18 protein-coding genes and 1 tRNA gene are annotated in these 18,286 nt (G+C 74.8%); 11 read left to right on the forward strand and 8 right to left on the reverse strand.

Annotated elements, in window-relative coordinates; translation table 11 throughout:
• Nucleotides 1-13: 13 nt before the first annotated feature.
• Nucleotides 14-562, reverse strand: a complete 549-nt coding sequence (locus ACI79S_RS16575; RefSeq protein ID WP_456594537.1) for a DUF488 domain-containing protein — start codon at nucleotides 560-562, stop codon at nucleotides 14-16.
• Nucleotides 563-818: 256 nt separating this feature from the next.
• On the opposite strand from ACI79S_RS16575, the gene ACI79S_RS16580 reads away from it, so the two are divergent.
• On the forward strand, nucleotides 819-1,970 hold the full coding sequence (locus tag ACI79S_RS16580; RefSeq protein ID WP_456594538.1) for an MFS transporter: 1,152 nt from the start codon (nucleotides 819-821) through the stop codon (nucleotides 1,968-1,970).
• Between the two features lie 2 nt (nucleotides 1,971-1,972).
• Here ACI79S_RS16580 and ACI79S_RS16585 read toward each other — a convergent pair whose 3' ends face one another.
• From ACI79S_RS16585 to ACI79S_RS16600, 4 genes are all read right to left on the reverse strand, one after another.
• Nucleotides 1,973-2,314, reverse strand: coding sequence for a hypothetical protein (locus ACI79S_RS16585; protein ID WP_456594539.1), 342 nt, complete (start codon nucleotides 2,312-2,314; stop codon nucleotides 1,973-1,975).
• A 133-nt stretch (nucleotides 2,315-2,447) separates the two neighbouring features.
• Nucleotides 2,448-3,290 (reverse strand): ABC transporter permease subunit, encoded by an 843-nt coding sequence (locus ACI79S_RS16590; RefSeq protein WP_456594540.1) that lies wholly within the window; start codon nucleotides 3,288-3,290, stop codon nucleotides 2,448-2,450.
• Nucleotides 3,287-4,213, reverse strand: coding sequence for an ABC transporter ATP-binding protein (locus ACI79S_RS16595; RefSeq protein WP_456594541.1), 927 nt, complete (start codon nucleotides 4,211-4,213; stop codon nucleotides 3,287-3,289). The genes ACI79S_RS16590 and ACI79S_RS16595 overlap by 4 nt, the downstream gene beginning before the upstream one ends.
• Complete coding sequence (locus ACI79S_RS16600; protein WP_456594542.1) at nucleotides 4,210-5,433, reverse strand: NAD(P)-binding domain-containing protein; 1,224 nt, start codon at nucleotides 5,431-5,433, stop codon at nucleotides 4,210-4,212. The genes ACI79S_RS16595 and ACI79S_RS16600 overlap by 4 nt, the downstream gene beginning before the upstream one ends.
• A 140-nt stretch (nucleotides 5,434-5,573) precedes the next feature.
• On the opposite strand from ACI79S_RS16600, the gene ACI79S_RS16605 reads away from it, so the two are divergent.
• The 6 genes from ACI79S_RS16605 (at nucleotide 5,574) to ACI79S_RS16630 (ending at nucleotide 12,247) form a co-directional block, all read left to right on the forward strand.
• Complete coding sequence (locus ACI79S_RS16605) at nucleotides 5,574-6,878, forward strand: hypothetical protein (protein ID WP_456594543.1); 1,305 nt, start codon at nucleotides 5,574-5,576, stop codon at nucleotides 6,876-6,878.
• Between the two features lie 352 nt (nucleotides 6,879-7,230).
• Nucleotides 7,231-8,025 (forward strand): ABC transporter ATP-binding protein, encoded by a 795-nt coding sequence (locus ACI79S_RS16610; RefSeq protein WP_456594544.1) that lies wholly within the window; start codon nucleotides 7,231-7,233, stop codon nucleotides 8,023-8,025.
• A complete protein-coding gene (locus ACI79S_RS16615; protein ID WP_456594545.1) occupies nucleotides 8,022-8,891 on the forward strand; it encodes an ABC transporter ATP-binding protein in 870 nt (289 codons plus the stop codon). The genes ACI79S_RS16610 and ACI79S_RS16615 overlap by 4 nt, the downstream gene beginning before the upstream one ends.
• Nucleotides 8,888-9,778, forward strand: a complete 891-nt coding sequence (locus ACI79S_RS16620) for a branched-chain amino acid ABC transporter permease (RefSeq protein WP_456594546.1) — start codon at nucleotides 8,888-8,890, stop codon at nucleotides 9,776-9,778. The genes ACI79S_RS16615 and ACI79S_RS16620 overlap by 4 nt, the downstream gene beginning before the upstream one ends.
• Nucleotides 9,771-11,009, forward strand: a complete 1,239-nt coding sequence (locus ACI79S_RS16625) for a branched-chain amino acid ABC transporter permease (protein WP_456594547.1) — start codon at nucleotides 9,771-9,773, stop codon at nucleotides 11,007-11,009. Before ACI79S_RS16620 ends, ACI79S_RS16625 begins: the two co-directional genes overlap by 8 nt.
• On the forward strand, nucleotides 11,006-12,247 hold the full coding sequence (locus ACI79S_RS16630; RefSeq protein WP_456594548.1) for an ABC transporter substrate-binding protein: 1,242 nt from the start codon (nucleotides 11,006-11,008) through the stop codon (nucleotides 12,245-12,247). Before ACI79S_RS16625 ends, ACI79S_RS16630 begins: the two co-directional genes overlap by 4 nt.
• 55 nt (nucleotides 12,248-12,302) lie before the next feature.
• Here ACI79S_RS16630 and ACI79S_RS16635 read toward each other — a convergent pair whose 3' ends face one another.
• The 3 genes from ACI79S_RS16635 to ACI79S_RS16645 all read right to left on the reverse strand — a co-directional run bounded on the left by ACI79S_RS16635 (nucleotide 12,303) and on the right by ACI79S_RS16645 (nucleotide 14,976).
• The gene (locus ACI79S_RS16635) at nucleotides 12,303-13,460 is read right to left on the reverse strand and encodes an MFS transporter (RefSeq protein ID WP_456594549.1); all 1,158 of its coding nucleotides are present in this window, start codon (nucleotides 13,458-13,460) and stop codon (nucleotides 12,303-12,305) included.
• 92 nt (nucleotides 13,461-13,552) lie between these two features.
• Nucleotides 13,553-14,677: an alpha/beta fold hydrolase gene (locus ACI79S_RS16640; protein WP_456594550.1), complete on the reverse strand. Its 1,125-nt coding sequence runs from the start codon at nucleotides 14,675-14,677 to the stop codon at nucleotides 13,553-13,555.
• A 223-nt stretch (nucleotides 14,678-14,900) separates the two neighbouring features.
• A tRNA-Lys gene (locus tag ACI79S_RS16645) sits at nucleotides 14,901-14,976 on the reverse strand.
• Between the two features lie 201 nt (nucleotides 14,977-15,177).
• Here ACI79S_RS16645 and ACI79S_RS16650 point away from each other — a divergent pair.
• From ACI79S_RS16650 to ACI79S_RS16665, 4 genes are all read left to right on the forward strand, one after another.
• On the forward strand, nucleotides 15,178-16,347 hold the full coding sequence (locus tag ACI79S_RS16650; protein ID WP_456594551.1) for a L,D-transpeptidase: 1,170 nt from the start codon (nucleotides 15,178-15,180) through the stop codon (nucleotides 16,345-16,347).
• Between the two features lie 64 nt (nucleotides 16,348-16,411).
• Nucleotides 16,412-16,813 (forward strand): hypothetical protein, encoded by a 402-nt coding sequence (locus ACI79S_RS16655; RefSeq protein ID WP_456594552.1) that lies wholly within the window; start codon nucleotides 16,412-16,414, stop codon nucleotides 16,811-16,813.
• Nucleotides 16,814-16,882: 69 nt separating this feature from the next.
• The gene (locus tag ACI79S_RS16660; protein WP_456594553.1) at nucleotides 16,883-17,962 is read left to right on the forward strand and encodes an exo-alpha-sialidase; all 1,080 of its coding nucleotides are present in this window, start codon (nucleotides 16,883-16,885) and stop codon (nucleotides 17,960-17,962) included.
• Complete coding sequence (locus tag ACI79S_RS16665) at nucleotides 17,959-18,258, forward strand: ubiquitin-like small modifier protein 1 (protein ID WP_456594554.1); 300 nt, start codon at nucleotides 17,959-17,961, stop codon at nucleotides 18,256-18,258. The genes ACI79S_RS16660 and ACI79S_RS16665 overlap by 4 nt, the downstream gene beginning before the upstream one ends.
• Nucleotides 18,259-18,286: the final 28 nt, after the last annotated feature.

Consider the following 18,286-nt stretch of genomic DNA (forward strand, 5'->3'; position numbering starts at 1 on the left):
CCGGCCGTGTTGATCAGGTGACCTGATCAACATCGCGAGCGGCGGGCCAGTGGACGCGGCCGTCGTCGCCCAGGAGCGCGCCGTCCGACGGGCGGTGGGGGCTCACCCTGCCGTCGGGCATGAGGTGCCCCACGGCCACACCCCGGCCCAGGACGGCGACGTCGGCGACCAGCCGCCGGTGGCAGCGCCACCACACGTACTCGCTGCACATCACCGCCACCGTGGCGTCCGCCGCCGCGGCGAGCACCTCGTCCAGCGCGGCAGCGAACTCCGGCGTCCGGGTGTACCCGGCGTAGGCGGCGAACTGCGCGACGGTCCACCACCCGTCGGCGACCGGCTCGCCGCGCGGCAACCGCCGGCGGCCGCCGAGGCGCTCCTCCCAGCGGTAGCCGATCCCCTCCTCGGGCAGCCACTGCGCGAGGGCCTCCCGCCGCACGTCGAGGTTGGTCCGGCTGCCGGGGAACCGGCGCACGTCGACGAGCAGCTCCACGCCCGCTCCGCCGAGGCGGGTGGCCAGCGCGGTGCGGTCGTCGGACCCGTGGCCCACGGTCAGCAGCGGCATGCCCTCCTCCCTACCCGGGCGCGGGGGGGGGGGGGGGGGGGGGGGGGGGGGGGGGGGGGGGGGGGGGGGGGGGGGGGGGGGGGGGGGGGGGCGGGGGGCCGGGGCCCGCGCCGGCGCCCCCCCCCGCCCCCCCCCCCCCCCCCCCCCCCCCCCCCCCCCCCCCCCCCCCCCCCCCCCCCCCCCCCCCCCCCGGCCCGGCATGCTCGTCGCGCACGGGAACGGTGGACGGAGCGGTGTGAGCGGGGAAGCAGTGGAGGTGCCGACCGCCTTGTGGCGGTCGCGCGGGGTCCGGTCGCTGGTCGGGGTCACGGCGCTGGGGTTCGTGAGCTACTTCCTCACGCTGGCCTCGCTGCCCGCGTACGCCGTGGCCGGCGGCGCCCCGGAGAGCACGGCCGGGGTGGTGACCGCGGTCTTCCTCGTCGTCACCATCGCGGTGCAGTCGGTCGTCCCCGCGTTCGTGAACCGCTTCGGCACCGGCCCGGTGTTCGTGGCGGGGCTGCTCGCGCTCGGGGTGCCGGCGCCCTTCTACGTCCTCGACGACGGCGTCGCCTGGATCTCGGCCCTGTCCGCCGTGCGCGGAGCCGGGTTCGCGGTCATCACCGTGCTCGGCGCCACCCTGTCGGCCCGGGTCGCCCCGCCGGAGCGGCGCGGGGAGTCCATCGGCCTGTACGGGCTGGCCATCGCGCTGCCCAACATGGCCGCGGTCCCCGCCGGGGTCGCCCTGGTGCTCGGCGGGCACGTCGGCGTGCTCTCCTGGCTGGCGGCGTCGCCGGTGCTCGGCCTGTTCTTCCTCCCCGCGCTGCTGCGGTCGGTGGTCAGCCGCGAGGAGCCCGCCTCCGCCGGCAACGCCCGTGCCGCCGTGCGCGCCGCGCTGGCCCCGTCGGTGGTGCTGCTCGTGGTGACGACGGCCGGCGGTGGGTTCGTGACGTTCCTGCCGATCGACCGCCCCGACGGGCTGGTGGCCACCGCCGCACTGCTGCTGTGGGGGCTGGCCGGTGCGGTGACGCGCTGGCGGGCCGGCGTGCTCGCCGACCGCCTGGGCACCGCGTTGCTGCTCCCGCTGTCGGTGCTGGTCGCCGGGGTGGGTCTCGCGGTGGCGGGTGCGGGGCTGTGGTGGGGCACGGCGTGGGTGCTGCTGGGCGCGGCGCTGTTCGGCGCCGGCTTCGGCGGGGTGCAGAACCTCACCCTGCTGCGGGCCTTCGCGCGCGCCGGGGAACGCGGGACGACGGCGGCGAGCGCGCTGTGGAACGCCTCCTTCGACGCGGGGACGGCGGCCGGGGCGCTGCTGCTCGGCTTCGCGTACGGCGCCGCCGGCCTGCCCTGGACCTTCGTGCTGTCGGCGGTCGCCCTGGCCGCGGTGCTCCCGCTGGCGCGGCTGGCCGCCCGCCCGGTGCCGGCCCGCGCCTGACGTCAGCGCTGCCGGGCGGCGGCGTGCAGCGAGCGGATGAAGAGGATCTCCTCCGCAGAGCGCCGCAGCCAGGTGCGCAGACCGTCGGGGTCGTCGCGGTTCGCGTCGCGGATCTGGCCGAGCCGCAGCTGACGGGTGCTGGCCTGCGCGCGTTGCGCCGTGGGCAGCGCCCGGCCCTCGGCGCGGGCGATCGCGGTGAGCCCGGCGCCCACGAACACCAGGTCGCGGATCTGGTCCAGGCCGGCGAGCAGCCGCTCGGCGGCGGCGTCGTCGCCCGCGGTCAGGGCGGTCAGGAGTTCGTCGGCGCGGCGGCGGCCCTCGGCGGCCGGGTCGGGCGTGGTCACCGCACCACTGTGCCCCGGCCGGGCGGGCCGGGGCACAGCGGGTGTGGACGACTGCACCGGTTCCGCATGCTTGACGGCCCCCTTCCGGGTACCGCCCCGAGCCTGCGAGGGGTGGGGGGAAGGGGATCCTCTCTCAGGCGTCGCGGCGGCGCAGCACCAGGTAGCCGGCCAGGAGCACGGCGGCCACCTCGGCGCAGAACACGGCGAAACCGGTCCAGGGCTCGAGCAGGTTCGGGTTGAACGACACCGGCGTGGCGACGACGGAGCCGGCGTTGCCCGGCATCAGCTTGGTCGCCCACTCGCCCCAGGCGCCCGGCAGGAGCACGACCATGTTGCCGACGACCAGCAGCAGGGCCAGCACGATCGACAGCGCCGCGGCGGTGTGCCGGACGAGCAGCCCGACGGCGGCGGCGAAGAGACCGATGCCGGCCATGTAGAGACCGCTGCCGAACAGGGAGCGGAGCACGCCGTCGTCGCTGAGGGCCAGGCCGATGCCCTCCTGCTCCAGGAACCAGTTGCCGCCCAGGTAGCCGAGCACGGCGGTGACCGTGCCGACGACGAACAGCGTGGCGGTGAGGACCAGCGCCTTCGCCGCGAGCACCCGCCCGCGGCGCGGCGTCGCGGTCAGCGTCGCGCGGATCATCCCGGTGCCGTACTCGCTGGTGACCACGAGCGCGCCGAGCACGATGGCGGTGATCTGCGCGACCGTCATGCCCCAGGTGATGAACGAGCCGGCGGCCTCGCCCGCTGTGCCGTCCGCGAGCTCCTCGGCGCTGACGGCGGAGACCAGCACGGTCAGCCCGGCCCCGAGCACCACCAGGGCGACGATCGACCAGGCGGTGGAGCGCACCGACCAGAACTTGATCCACTCCGCCTGCAGGGTGTGCGCGAAGCCGGGACGCCGGACGCCGGGCACGTGCCGGTTCGGGTCGAGGGCGACGGTGTCGGTCATGGGGGCGCTCGCGGTGCGGGTCATCGGGGGGCTCCGGCCGGGGTCTGCTCGCGCGCGGCGTACTCGACGCTCGCGGCGGTGAGGGTCATGAAGGCGTCCTCGAGGGAGGAGCTGACGAGGGTGAGCTCGTGCAGGAGGTGCCCCCGCCGGCCGACCAGCTCGCCGATGGCGGCGGCGTCGCGGCCCTGCACCCGCAGCTCGTCGTCGACGGCGGTGACGTCCAGGCCGTCGCGGCGCAGCAGCTCGGCCACCTCGGCCCGCTGGGGGCTGCGCACCCGCACGTAGGAGGCCGCGTGCTCGGCGATGAAGTCGGGCATCGAGCAGTCGGCCAGCACCCGGCCCCGCCCGATGACCACGAGGTGGTCGGCGGTGAGCGCCATCTCGCTCATCAGGTGGCTGGACAGGAAGACGGTGCGGCCCTCGGCGGCCAGCTGACGGGTCAGCGTGCGCACCCAGCGGATGCCCTCGGGGTCCAGGCCGTTGACCGGCTCGTCGAGCACGACGACGGGCGGGTCGCCCAGCAGGGCGACGGCGATGCCGAGGCGCTGGCCCATGCCGAGGGAGAAGCGGCCCACCCGCTGCCCGGCGACGTCGGTGAGGCCGACGAGGTCGAGCACCTCGTCGACGCGCCGGACCGGCAGCCCGTTGCTCGCCGCCATCCAGCGCAGGTGGTCGCGGGCGGAGCGCCCGGGGTGCAGGGCGCGGGCCTCCAGCAGCGCGCCGACCTGCCGCAGCGGCGCGGGGAAGTCGACGTAGCTGCGGCCGTGCACGGTGATGCTGCCGGCGGTGGGCCGGTCCAGACCGAGCAGCATGCGCATGGTCGTGGACTTGCCGGCGCCGTTGGGGCCGAGGAAGCCGGTGACCCGGCCCGGCTGCACGGTGAAGGAGATGCCGTCGACGGCGGTGCGGTCGCCGTACTTCTTGGTCAGACCCCGCGCCTCGATCATCGCGGGCCTCCGGGGAGCGATCGGGAAGTCATGCCCTGGAGCCTGGCGGCGGGACGGGCCCGGGAACATCGGGGAGCGCCCTGATCCGACCCCGAACCGTCCCCCAGGGGATCAGGCGGTGCGGGGGAGGGGGTCCCGGGGCGCAGCTCGCGGCGCAGGGCCCGGGCAGCGGCCTGGCCCGCGCGGTTCGCGCCGATCGTGCTCGCCGAGGGGCCGTAGCCGACCAGGTGCACCCGCGGCTCGCCGACGACCTGGGTGCCGTGCAGCCGGAAGCCCTCTCCGGGGCCGCGGAGCTGCAGGGGCGCGAGGTGCCCGACGGCCGCGCGGAAGCCGGTGGCCCACAGGATGACGTCGGCGCGGACGACGCGGCCCGGCTGCCCGTCGACGGGGTCCCAGGCCACGCCGTCGGCGGTGATCCGGTCGAACACCGGCAGCCGGTCGAGCACGCCCCGCTCGAGCCCGTCGCGGAGGTAGGGGGTGGAGGTCACCAGCCCGGTGAGCCCGACGACGCTGCCCGGGCGGCGGCCCTCCCGGACGGCCCGTTCGACCTCGGCGACGACGGCGCGGCCGGCGTCCTCGTCGAACGGACCCTCGCGCCAGACCGGTGGCCGGCGGGTGACCCAGGTCGTGGAGGTGACCCGGGAGATCTCGACCAGCAGCTGGGTGGCCGACGCGCCGCCGCCGACCACCACGACGTGCTGGCCGCGGAACTCCTCGGCGCTGCGGTAGTCGACGGTGTGCAGCTGGCGCCCGCGGAAGGTCTCCTGGCCGGGGTAGCGCGGGACGAACGGCCGGGTCCAGGTGCCGGTGGCGTTGACGACGGCGCGCGCGGTCCAGGTGCCCCGGTCGGTCTCCACGGCGAAGCGGCCGTCGTCGCCCCGGCGGACGGCGGTGACGCGCACCGGCCGCACCACGGGGAGGTCGAACCGGCGCTCGTACTCCGCGAAGTAGGTGGGCACCGACTCGACGGCGGGGGTGCGCTCGTCCGCCGGGCGGAACGGCAGGCCGGGCAGGTCGTGCACCCGGTGCGTCGTGCCGAGGGTGAGCGACGGCCAGCGGTGCCGCCAGGCGCCACCGGGGCCCGGCTCGCCGTCGAGCACCACGAACCCGGTGCCCCGCTCGAAGCCCTGGCGGGCCAGCGCCCAGGCGGTGGAGAGCCCGGCCTGCCCCGCGCCGATCACGACGACGTCGACGTCGTCCCGGTGGTGGGCGGTGGTCACGCCCACGACAACCGGCCGCCCTCGCTGCTGCTTCCCCCTCCGGCGCACCGGCGAACGACACCCGCCGGTATCCGTTCCACATAAACCGACCGGCCGGTATGGTGCGCCTGCTCACACCCACCGACGACGGGAGAGTGCACATGACCACGGCCGTGGCAGGCGACCGTTCCTCCGGTGCGCCGGCCGGCGATCCGGAGCCGTGGTTCGTCTCCGTCGAGATCCAGGTTCGGCCATCGGCCGCGCGGCCGGAGTTCGCGGCAGGCGAGCGGTTGGACGCGGCGGGCGTGGCCCTGCTCGAGCGGGCGCGGTTCCGGGGCCTGCGGACGGCGGTGCTGACGGCGGACCGGTGCTCCTACGGGGAGGAGCTCGACTGGCTGGTGGATCGCTGGGTCGACTGCGACACCGGTGACGCCCGGGCCGTCGCGGCCGCGGTGCGCTCGCTGCCCGGGGAGGTCGCCGTCCTCACCGGCTCGGCGCCCGGCGCCGTCCGGCCGGCGGCCGTCGCCGCCCGGGCGCTGGGGCTGCGGGGCCCGCACCCGAGGTCGCCCGTGGTGACCGGGGACGCGGTGGCCCTGCGCACGGCTCTCGCCGCGGCGGGCGTCGCCGACGGGCGGTGGGCGGAGGTGCGCGCCGGCGACCCGGAGCTCACGTCGCCGGTGGGGTACCCCTGCACCGTCGAGCCGGTGGACGGTGCCGGTGCGCGGCTCGGTCCGGTGCACGACGACGGCGAGCTGCGGGTCCTCGCCGCCCGGGCCTGCTGCCCGCGCGGTGGGCGGTCGGCGCCCCGGCTGGTGATCGGTGAGCACGTGGCGGGGGACCGGTACGCCGCCGACGGGCACGTGGACCGGGGCGTCCCGACCGTGCACGCGTGGAGCGAGGTGCTCACCACGCCGCCGCCGCACTCCGCCGGCCTGCTGCTCACCGCGACCGCGCGGCCGCCGTCGGCGGAGGCCGTCGCCTTCGTCGGCGCCGTGCTCGCCGCGGCCGGCTACGACCTGGGCCCCTTCCACCTGGAGTTCGTGCTCGGCCCGTCGGGACCGCGGCTGGCCGGGCTGGTCCCGCGGCTCGCCGACGCGGGGTCCCACGCCTGCGTGGACCAGGTGAGCGGGATCGACGGCGCGGACCTCGCGGTGGCCCGCCTTCTCGGCCGGCAGGGACCGGCGCGCCAGCGGGCGGCCGCGGCCAGCACGCAGCTCTTCCTCGGCTCGCACGCCGCCGGGCGGGTTCGCGCGGTCTCCGGTCTGCCGGACGTGGGCTGCATCCCGGGGCTCGTCGTCGCGGAGGTGTTCGCCGACGTGGGCGGCACCGCGGAGCCCGCGACCTGCGGCCGGGCGCACCTCGGCCACGTCGTGACCGTCGGGGACACGCCCGAGCAGTCGCGCCGCCGGGCGGCGGCCGCGCTCGACGCGATCCGCGTGGAGATCGAGGAGCTGCAGCCGGTCTAGCCGGTCTAGCCGGTCTAGCCGGTCGGTCCGCGTCCACCGCCCTCGCCCGGCCTGGACGGCGGGCCGGAACGGTGGCCCCGGCTTCCTGACCGGCCGTTGGCGCGGGCTGTCGGGCAGCGTCCGAGGATGCCTGGGCGGAGTCCGGGCAACCCGTGATCGATCCGTGATCTTTGTGGCACCCGTCACAGGGTGTTTCATGCCTAGAGTCCCGGCCTGTGTGCCAGATCACTTTCCCGCCGCCTCTCCTCCCGCGGTCGCGTTCCCGAGCGGGCGGCCCGGTGACGGACGCTCGCCCGCCGCTCGGCCGGCCCCGCCCGCTCCCGCACGGCCGGGCCGCGGCAGGGGGCCGCCCGTGCTGAGCATCGACGCCCTGCACGTCACCTACGGCGGGGCCGTCCAGGCCGTGCGCGGGGTGACCATGGAGGTGCCCGACGGCAGGGTGGTCGCCGTCCTGGGCAGCAACGGCGCCGGGAAGACGACGTTGCTGCGGACCATCTCGGGCACGCTGCGCCTGCACCGCGGCCGGGTGGAGTCGGGGAGCGTGCGGTTCGACGGGGCCGACCTCGTGTCCAAGGACCCGGCCCAGGCCGTCCGGCTCGGGCTGGTGCAGGTGCCCGAGGGGCGGCGCATCTTCGGCCGGCTGACGGTGGAGGAGAACCTGCGGGCCGGCGGCATGGGGAACAGGGACAAGGCGGCCAAGGCCAAGGCGCAGGACCGCGTCTACGACCTGTTCCCGGTGCTCAAGGAGCGCAGCTCGCAGCGGGGCGCGCTGCTCTCCGGCGGCGAGCAGCAGATGCTCGCCATCGGGCGGGCGCTGATGGCCAGCCCGAAGCTGCTCCTGCTCGACGAGCCGTCGCTCGGGTTGGCGCCGCGCATCATCGGCCAGATCGGCGAGGTGATCGGCGAGATCAACCGCCAGGGGACCTCCGTGCTGCTGGTCGAGCAGAACGCGACGATGGCGCTCGGGGTCGCCGATCTCGCCTACGTGCTCGACGTCGGGGAGGTCTCCCTCTCCGGTGACGCGCGGCAGCTGGCCCAGACCGACGAGGTGCAGCGGCTGTACCTGGGCCACGACGGGGGTGGCGACGACGCGGCCCCGGCCCGGCGCGTGAGCTCCGGCAAGAAGCTCTCCCGGTGGACGGCATGACCGCGGCACCCGACGTCGGGTCGGGGACCCGGTCGGACATCCCGCCGGTCGAGGTCGACGGCGTCAGCGTCCGCTTCGGGGCGATCAACGCCCTGTCGGACGTCTCGTTCACCGTCGCCCCCGGCACGATCCACGCGATCATCGGGCCCAACGGCGCGGGCAAGTCGACGATGTTCAACGTCCTGTCCGGGGTCTACCGGGCCAACGAGGGCCAGGTGCGCTTCGGCGAGCACCGGCTGGACCAGATGCGGCCGTACAAGATCGCCGGCATCGGTGTGGCCCGCGCGTTCCAGAACATCGCGCTGTCGGGCACCCAGTCGGTGGCGGAGAACCTGATGCTCGGCCGCCACCACCTGACCAAGGCCGGCTTCCTGGCGGCCGGCCTGCGGCTCCCGCGGGCCACCCGCGAGGGCAAGGTGCACGGCGCGCGCGTCGCCGAGATCGCCGAGTTCATGGACCTCGGCGAGAAGCTGCACACGCCCGTCGGGGTGCTCTCCTACGGCGACCAGAAGCGGGTGGAGGTGGCCCGGGCCCTGTGCACCGAGCCGCGGCTGCTGCTCCTGGACGAGCCGGTCGCCGGCATGAACGCCGAGGAGACCGATCGCATGGCCGAGGCGATCCTCGAGATCCGTGCGGCGCTGGGCATCTCCGTCGTCCTGGTCGAGCACGACATGGGGATGGTCATGTCCCTGGCCGATTGCGTCACCGTGCTCGACTTCGGCCGGCGCATCGCCGACGGCACGCCGGCGCAGGTGCAGTCCGACCCCGAGGTCATCCGTGCCTACCTCGGCTCCGGTGACGAGGAGAGCCCCTCGGAAGCCGCCGCCCACCACCACTCCTCCGACGACCCTGGGGCGACCTCGTGACCCAGTTCCTCTCCCTGCTCCTCAACGGGATCTCCCTCGGCGCCCTGTACGCCCTGATCGCCCTCGGCTTCGTGATCATCTTCAAGGCCAGCGAGGTGGTCAGCTTCACCCACGGGTCCCTGCTGCTGCTGGGCGCCTACTCCATCGCGCGGCTGTCCGACACGATCGGCTTCCTGCCGGCCGTGCTCGTGGGGATCCTGATCACGGCCGTGGCGGCGATCGTCATCGAGCGCCTGATCATCAACCGGTTGCGCGGGGCCGCGGTGATCAGCCTGGCCATCGTGACCATCGGCGTCGACATCATCCTGCTCACCGAGCTCATCCGCCGGCTCGGCTCCGACATCCTCAACGTGCCGCACCCGTGGGGCGGGGAGTCGTTCCGGATCGGTGACGTCGGGCTCGCGCAGAACCGGCTGATCGCGTTCGTCGTGGCCGCCGTCCTCATCGCGCTCTTCTTCGTGGCGTTCAAGTACTCGAACTGGGGCATCGCGATGCGGGCCTCGGCGGAGGACGGCGAGACGGCGGCCCTGATGGGCATCCGGCAGGGGCGGGTCTCCGCGCTGGCCTGGGTGGTCGCCGGTGTGCTCGCCGCGGTCGCGGCGCTGTTCCTGGTCGGTTCACCGACCCCGGGCGTCACCCCGACCGCCTACGCCGTCGCGCTGCGGGCGTTCCCGGCGGCGATCCTCGGGGGCCTGGACTCCACCGGCGGCGCTCTCGTGGGCGGCCTGCTGATCGGCATCGCCGAGGCCATGGCCGCCGGCTACCAGGACCAGCTGCTCTTCCTCGGCCGCGGGTTCAGCGCCGTCGTCCCCTTCATCGTGATGATCGCGGTCCTCATGTTCCGTCCGTCCGGCCTGTTCGGGACGAAGGAGCTGACCCGTGTCTGAGTCGACGATGACGGCGGCGACCGGGGCGCACCCCTCGGGGGTCGGCCCGACGGCGTCGGCCGGCTCCGGCCGGTCCGGGGCGCGGTCCTGGCTGCGCCCCCTGCTGCTGGTCGCGTTCCTCCTGGTGATGCTGGCGCTGCCGCTGTACGTGGAGGAGTTCTGGCTGCGCACCGGGTTCGCCGCCTTCGGCGCGATCGTGGGCGCGATCGGCCTGAACCTGCTGGTGGGCAACAGCGGCCAGCTCTCCCTCGCCCACGCCTTCTTCCTCGCGGTCGGGGCGGTCAGCTACGTCTACGTCTCGGGTGAGCCGGGCGGACTCGGTGTGGCCGAGCTCGGCGGGCTGGGCCTCCCCCCGGTCGTCGGGATGATCGTGGGCGTCCTCCTCGCGGGGCTCGCCGGGCTGCTCTTCAGCCCGCTCGCCGCCCGGCTGCGCGGCATCTACCTCGGCGTCGCGTCGCTGGCGCTGGTGTTCATCGGCATCCACGTGCTCAACAGCTGGACCGAGGTCACCGGTGGCTTCAACGGGCGGGCGGCACCGGACTTCTCGCTGTTCGGCTTCACCTTCGCCAACCGGGATCCCGAGCTCTACGTGCTCGGCGTGCCGTTCCGGGAGGCCGAGCGGTTGTGGTACCTCGGGCTCGCCCTGGCCCTGGGGGCCTACCTGTTCGCCCGCAACCTGCTGCGCAGCCGGCCGGGCCGGGCCCTGCAGACGCTGCGGGACAGCGAGGTCGCGGCGTCGGTGATGGGCGTCAACGTCCAGGGCTACAAGGCGCGGATCTTCCTCGCCAGCTCGATGTACGCCGGGCTGGCCGGGGTGATGTACGCGCTCTCCATCGGCAGCATCGCGCCGGAGTCCTTCGGCCTGGAGCTGTCCATCCTCTACCTCGCCATGATCGTCCTGGGCGGGCTCGGCTCGGTGAACGGAGCCGTGCTCGGGGCGATCTTCGTGAGCGCGTTGCCGCTGGTCTTCCAGCGGTACGCCGACCTGATCCCCTTCGTGGGCCGGGACGAGGGGCTGGCTGCCGGTGAGGCGGCCCGGTTCCTGTTCGGCGCGGCCATCGTGCTGGTGATCCTCTTCGAGCCCGCCGGCCTCGCCGGTATCGCCCGCCGCATCTCCGGCCGGGTCCGCCGCCGACCGGGCGGACGGATCACCCAGCACCCACCCGACACGCCCAGCCGTTCCAGCGAGCCCACCCCCTCCGACCCACCAGCCCAAGGGAGCACCACGTGAGACTCAGCAAGCGTTCGACCGGCGCCACGATGCTGGCCGCCACCTTCGTCCTGGCCGCCACCGGCTGCAGCACCAAGGCGCCGGAGAGCTCCGGGGGCGGTGGCGGGGCCGCTGCCGGCGACGTCGCCACCGACGTCGGGGTCGAGGGGGAGACGATCAACCTCGGTGTGCTCACCGACCTGACCGGTGTCTTCGCCGCGCTGGGCAACGACATCACCAACGCCAACAGCCTGTTCTGGGAGAACAACCAGGTCTGCGACACCTACGACGTCCAGCTCGAGATCCAGGACACCGGGTACGTCCCGCAGCAGGGCGTCGCGCTCTACAGCGGGATGCAGGACAACATCCTGGCGATGCAGCAGACGATCGGGTCGCCGATCAACACCGCGCTGGCACCGGAGTACGAGTCCGACCAGATCGTGAACTTCCCCTCCGCCTGGTCGAAGACGCTGACCGAGATCCCGGGGACGGGGGTGGTGGGCGCCACCTACGACGTCGAGATCGCCAACGGCTACGACTACCTGTTCCGCGAGGGCCTGCTGAACGAGGGGGACACGGTCGGCCACATCTACTTCGAGGGCGAGTACGGCGCCAACGGGCTGGAGGGCACCCGGGCCGTCGCCGAGGAGACGGGCCTGGAGGTGATCGAGGCGCAGATCAAGGCGACCGACCAGGACATGAGCGCGCAGATCACCCAGTTCCGGTCGGCCGGGGTCGACCTGATCGCGCTCACCGTGGCCCCGGGGCAGACGGCCTCGGTCGCGACGGTCGCCGCGGCGCAGGGGCTGGACGTCCCCATCCTGGGCAGCAACCCGGTCTTCGCGCCGGGGCTGCTCCAGGGTCCGGCCGCCGAGTGGCTGAAGACCCACCTCTACGTGGCCTCGCCGGTGTCCTCCTTCGACGCCCACCCGGAGCTGCTCCAGCAGTACCAGGAGGCCTACCCCGACGCCGTTCCGAGCCTCGGTGTCGTCGTCGGCTTCGGCATGAGCGAGATCATGAAGCAGGTGCTCGACCAGGCGTGCGAGGACGGCGACCTCACCCGTGAGGGCGTCCTCAACGCGTTCAACGAGCTCGAGGAGGTCGACACCGGCGGCCTCGTCGTCCCGATCCGCGGCTTCGAGGTCGGTCAGTCCCCGAGCCTGGAGAGCTTCATCCTCCAGCCGGCCGACGTGCCCGGGGGCGCCTCCGTCCTGGAGGAGGCCTTCGAGGGCGAGTTCGCGGCGGGGATCGCCGGCTGACCCTCGGCGCCACCGACGGCGCCCCCTTCCTCGCGGAGGGGGCGCCGTCGCGCGCTCACAGCCGTCGCGCTCGGGCGACCGGGAGGAGGCGGAGGGCGAGCAGCGCGGTGACCGCGGCCGCCACGGTCAGCGGCAGGGCCGCCGACGTCGCCCGCGCGGCCACAGCCATGACGAACGGCGCGGCGAAGCCGACGTAGGCGCAGGCCAGGAACAGCGAGGTCAGGGCGCCCAGCCGGGCCGGTGGGGCCAGTCGCGCGGTCAGCGTCAGCCCGGCGGCCAGGCACAGCCCGCCGCCGGCACCCAGCAGCGGGGCGGCGGCGACCAACCAGGGCAGCGCGCCCGTCTCGGCGAACGACGCGGCGCAGCCGAACCCGAGCGTGCCGAGCACGGTGCCGGCGACGGCCGTCCACCGCCCCAGCCGGCGCTGCAGCCCGGCGACGACCGTGCCGGCGCCCAGTGTCACGCCGGCCAGCACGCCGGTGACCGCGACGCCGCCGTAGGGCAGCTCCACCAGCAGCGGGACGGCGTTGATGACCGTGGACGGGAACGCGTAGACGCACACCGCGACCGGGGCCAGCACGGTCGCCACCAGGGCGCCGTCCCCCGGCCGGATCAGCGGCGCGGCCGGTGCCCTCTCGGTCCCGGTGGGGCGAGCGTCGAGCAGCTCGACCGTCTCCGGCAGCCGGAGGGCGAAGGCCAGACCCACCGCGACGAGCACGGTGTGCAGGAGGTACGGAAGCACGGTCGGCGCCGGGGCGTACTGGCCGAGCAGCCCGCTGGTCAGCGGACCCAGCGAGAACCCGGCGGTCATGGCGAAGGCGGCCCGCCGTCCACCCGCCCCTTCCCCGGAGGCCACCGACAGCTCGCCCACCCACGCGCTGCCGACGCTGAAGACGATGCCGCTGACGACGCCCTGCAGGAACCGGGCGCCGAACAGCAGCGCCAGCGAGTCGCCCGCCGCCGCGAAGGCGAGCGACGCCAGTGCGGAGAGGACGATGCCGGGGATCGCGACCCGGCGGCGGCCCAGCCGGTCGGACAGCGGACCGGCCAGCAGGAGGGCGGGGACGAGCCCGGCGGCGTAGCAGCCGAAGAGCGCGGTGAGCACCTCGGCCGAGAGGCCCAGCCGCTCCTGGTAGACCAGCAGCAGCGGGGTGGGGACGTTGGTGCCCGCTGCCACCGCGAAGAGCGCGAACACGGCGCGCTTCCAGATCACCGGCGAACCCTACGGCTCACCGCCGTCCGACCCGCATCCGGCGCGAGCGGAGGAACTCGGCTGCCGACGACCGGCGCTGCGCGGATCGCGCTTCAGGCGGGGAGCCGCCGGTCGAGTTCCCGCACGAGCTCGACGAACCGGTCGGGGTCCTCGAAGTGGAATCCGTGGCCGGTGTCCACCCGCTCGATGGTGCACTGCGCGATCGGCTCGCCGGCCCGGGCGGCGTCGTCGTCGGTCATGGCGCCCTCGAGGATGCCGTCGTCGGTGATCCGCCAGTTCGCGTGCACGAGGATCGCCGGTTGCCCGATCGCGGCCAGGGTCGCGGCCTGGTCGAAGCCGGCCTGCCAGTGGCAGGTGTAGAAGGCGTCGGCGAACGCGGGGTCGAACCGGTGCAGGTGCGCGAATCCCTCGTTGATGACGGGTGGCAGGAACGGGATCCTCAGTCGTTCGCCGGGGTGCCGCCGGCGGTATCTCTGCGCGTACCCGACGAGGCGGTCGCGGCCCCTGCCGAAGTAGCCGGTCCAGGTGTTGTGGGCCATGTAGTAGCTCACGAAGTCGTCCTCGTCGTCCTGGTGGAGGAAGTCGTGCGCAGGGCGGAAGAGGTCGACGAAGGCGAAGTGCTGCGCCATCCGGTCGGGGTCGGAGGAGAAGAACGGCGGGTCCTCGAAGAGGATCCCGCGCACGAGGTCGGGACGGTTCGCCGCCAGCCACGCCGCGAGCAGCCCGCCGGAGGAGTGGCCGCTGAGCAGGACCGGCCCCCCGATGACCCGGTCGACGAAGCGGGCGAGGTCGCGGCCGATGGTGTGCACGTCGTACCCGCCGGGGGTGCGGTCGGACCCGCCGTGGCCCACGACGTCGACCGCGTGGACGTGGAACTGCTCCGCGAGGGCGGGCAGGACCCGTGCGTAGCTCTCCCAGGCCGAGCCCTGGCCGTGCAGCAGGAGCAGCGGCGGGCCGGCGTCCGGCCCCTCGGCGACGTTGAGCCCCGGACCGTCGGGCAGGTCGTGCCGGGTCACCCGGATGCCGGACCGCAGGGCCCACCTGCGATCCCGGGCGTCGTACGTCACGTTGTTCCACCGGTAGACGCCGTAGACCGTCGCGAGCGCCGCGGCGAGTCCGGGGGCGACCGCCCGGGCCACGTGGCCGGCTCGTCGCGCGCGCGGTCCTGCCCGGCGCCGGCCGGCCGGAACTCCTCGATTGACCTGGTCACCGGGCATGTCGGCCACGCTAGCCCGCGCCGGAGGGGCGGCGAAGGGGCCGGCGCGGCTCCTCCCAGGCTCTGGCGGGAGAGCGAGTGCGCCACCGGGTACCGCGTCGCTCCCGGGCGCGAGGCGAACCGCTCGCGACCTGCGCAGACCCTCGGCGGGCGGAGGGCGGGAAGGCCTCGGGAACGACGAAGCGGCGATACCCGGAGGCATCGCCGCTGGTCAGTGCTGGTCGTGGTGCGCCATCAGGGACTCGAACCCCGAACCCGCTGATTAAGAGTCAGCTGCTCTGCCAATTGAGCTAATGGCGCGGTGTGCCCGGCTGCCGGGCACGAGAGAGAACGATACCAGCGCCGGGCGGCTGCCCGGTGGCGGGGGCAGGTGCTCTTCGCCACGCCGGTGTCCAACACCACGCTCCGCTGTCGTCCCCGCGTGGACACTGGAGGGGAGTGCTCCTGTCCGGACCCGGGTGGGACAGAAGGGGGTCGGACGAGGTGCGACGGACAGCCACGATGATCGCGACCGGGGCGCTGGTCGCCCTGGCCGGCTGCGGCGGCCCGGGCGTCGGTGAGAACGGCGGGGCCGGTGCGCCGACCGCCGCGCCCGAGCCGGCGACGGTCGAGCTCGCGGTCGCCGACGGGGCGGTGGACGTCTCGCCCGTGGTCCCGCTCGAGGTCTCCGTGAGCGGTGGCGAGCTCGTCGAGGTCGCCGTCACCGACGCGGCCGGCACCTCCGTGCCGGGCTCCGTCGTCGAGGAGGAGCCGGACGACGGCACCGTCGTCTGGGAGCCGGCGACGCCGCTGGCCTACGGCACCGGCTACACGCTGACCGCGACGGCCACCAACGCGGACGAGGAGCCGACGCGGGCCACCTCCGGGTTCACCACCGTGGACCCGGAGACGGTCGTGACGCCCGGGGTCGGCCCCCTGGACGGCCAGACCGTCGGCGTCGGCATGCCGATCCGCGTCTACTTCGCCGAGCCGGTGACCGACAAGGCCGCCGTCGAGCGCAACCTCGTGGTCACGAGCACGGCGCCCACCGACGGTGTCTGGAGCTGGTTCGGCGACAGCGAGGTGCACTTCCGCCCGTCGGCGTACTGGCCCGAGAACATCGACGTCACCCTCGACGCGAACCTGTACGGCGTCGACTTCGGCGACGGCGTCTGGGGGGAGAAGGACCGCAGCGTCAGCTTCTCCATCGGCGAGCGGCACGTCTCGGTCGCCGACGCCGCGACGCACACGATGGAGGTCTACGACGGCGACGAACTGGTGCAGACCTTCCCGATGAGCGCCGGCGGCCCCGAGTTCCCCAGCCGGAACGGCCCGCACGTGGTCACCGAGCTCAACCGCAACCGGGTCATGGACTCCAGCACCTACGGCACACCGGTCGACAGCCCGAACGGCTACCGCACGCCGGTCGAGTACGCGGTCCGGCTCAACGACAACGGGGAGTTCGTGCACGCCGCACCGTGGTCGATCGCCCAGCAGGGCAACGAGAACGTCTCCCACGGCTGCATCAACCTCTCCACCGAACGGGCCGCGTGGTTCTTCCACTTCTCCCAGCCCGGCGACGTCGTCGAGATCCAGAACTCGATCGGCCCGACGCTCTCGGCCGCAGACGGCGCCATCTACGACTGGGCGATCCCGTGGGAGGAGTGGCGGGCCGGTAGCGCGCTGACGTAGCGCCCCGCGTTTCCCCGAAACCCCCCGGGGGCACCACGACGACGCGTCCGAGGAGGGGGTCGTCGTGGAGCCGTGGCAGATCGTGGTGCTGGTCGTCGTCGTGCTGCTCGTGCTGGCGGGAGTGGCGTTCGCGCTCACCCGGCGGTCGCGGACGACCGGGGCGCGCAAGCGGGCGGAGCAGCGCGAGGAGGCCCGCGACCACCTGCGGGAGGCCGAGATCCGCAGCGCCCGCGCCGAGAAGGAGCAGGCCCTCGCCGAGGAGCAGGCGGCCCGCGCCCGCCGGGAGTTCGCCGAGGTGCAGGAGCGGGCCGCGCTCGCCGAGCAGGAGGCCCGGCAGCGGGCGGCCCGCGCCGACGAGGACCGCGCCGCCGCCGAGCAGCTGCGCGCGCAGGCGCAGCGCCTCGCGCCCGACGTCGTCTCGGACGGGCAGCAGCCGCACCCGGAGGGTGGCGCCACGCGCCGCTGAGCACCGACCGCTCAGTTCCCGCCCCTTCGACGGTCCTATCCCCGAGGACCGTCGAACCGGAGGGATGCCATGACCGACCTGCTGGCCATCGGGACACGCAAGGGGCTGTGGCTGGCCCGCAGTGACGACGACCGGCGGACGTGGAACCTGGACGGCCCGCACCTGCTGGCCCAGGAGGTGGCGGCGGTGTCGGTGGACACCCGCCGCCCCGCGCCGCGGCTGCTGGCAGGGGTCCAGTACGGCCACTGGGGGCCCACCGTCACCTGGTCGGACGACCTGGGGGGCAGCTGGCAGGAGACCGACCACGGGGCCATCCGCTTCCCCGAGGACACCGGCGCTGCGCTCGGCCGGGTGTGGCAGCTGCGGCCGGACTCCGGCGACCGCCCCGACCTGGTCTGGGCCGGCTGCGAGCCGCAGTCGCTGTGGCGCAGCACCGACGGCGGCTGCAGCTTCTCGCTGGTGCGCGGGCTGTGGGACCACCCCCACCGGCCCACCTGGGAGCCCGGGGCGGGCGGCGGCGCGGTGCACACCGTGCTGCCCGACCCCGGCACCGACCGGGTGACCGTCGCGATGAGCACCGGCGGCGTCTACGTCAGCGACGACGGCGCGACCGGGTGGACGCCGCACAACCGGGGGATCAGCGCGGTCTTCCTGCCCGAGCCGCCGGAGTACGGGCAGTGCGTGCACAAGGTCGCCGTCGATGCGGGGAACCCCGCGCGCATGTACGCGCAGAACCACTTCGGGGTCTTCCGCACCGACGACGGCGGCGGGTCGTGGACCTCCATCGCCGACGGGCTGCCGGCCGACTTCGGCTTCCCGATCGCCGCCTCGCCCACCGTGCCCGGCACCGCCTGGGTCGTCCCGCTGGTCGCCGACGTGCAGCGCGTGCCACCGGACGGCCGGCTCCGCGTGCACCGCACCCGCGACGCCGGCGCCAGCTGGACCGAGGTCGGCGCCGGGCTGCCCGACGGCTCCTGGACCGCGGTGCTGCGCGACGCGTTCTGCACCGACGACCACGAGACCACCGGCCTCTACGTCGGCACCCGCGACGGCTGCGTCTACGCCAGCGCCGACGAAGGGGAGTCGTTCACCCTGGTGGCCGAGCACCTGCCCGACGTGCTCGTCGTGCGGGTGGCCCGGCTGCCGTGACGGGGGGCGGCGTGCACGTGGAGGTGGTGCTGCCCGGCTCGCTGGCCGACCTCGCCGGGGGCAGCCGGCACCTGCAGGTCGACCCGGCAGGCGCCACGCTCGCCGCGGTGCTGGACGCCGTGGCCGCCCGGCACCCGGTGCTCGGCCGGCGGATCCGGGACGAGGCCGGCGCGGTGCGGCGGTTCGTCAACGTCTACGTCGACGGTGAGGACGTGCGCTGGCAGGGCGGCCTGGCGACGGCGGTCCGCGACGGCGCGGTCGTGCAGGTGCTGCCCTCGGTCGCGGGCGGCTGTTGAAGGACCCCTGCCCCCCACCCCCGCAAGC

The sequence above is a fragment of the Blastococcus sp. SYSU DS1024 genome (assembly GCF_054050795.1).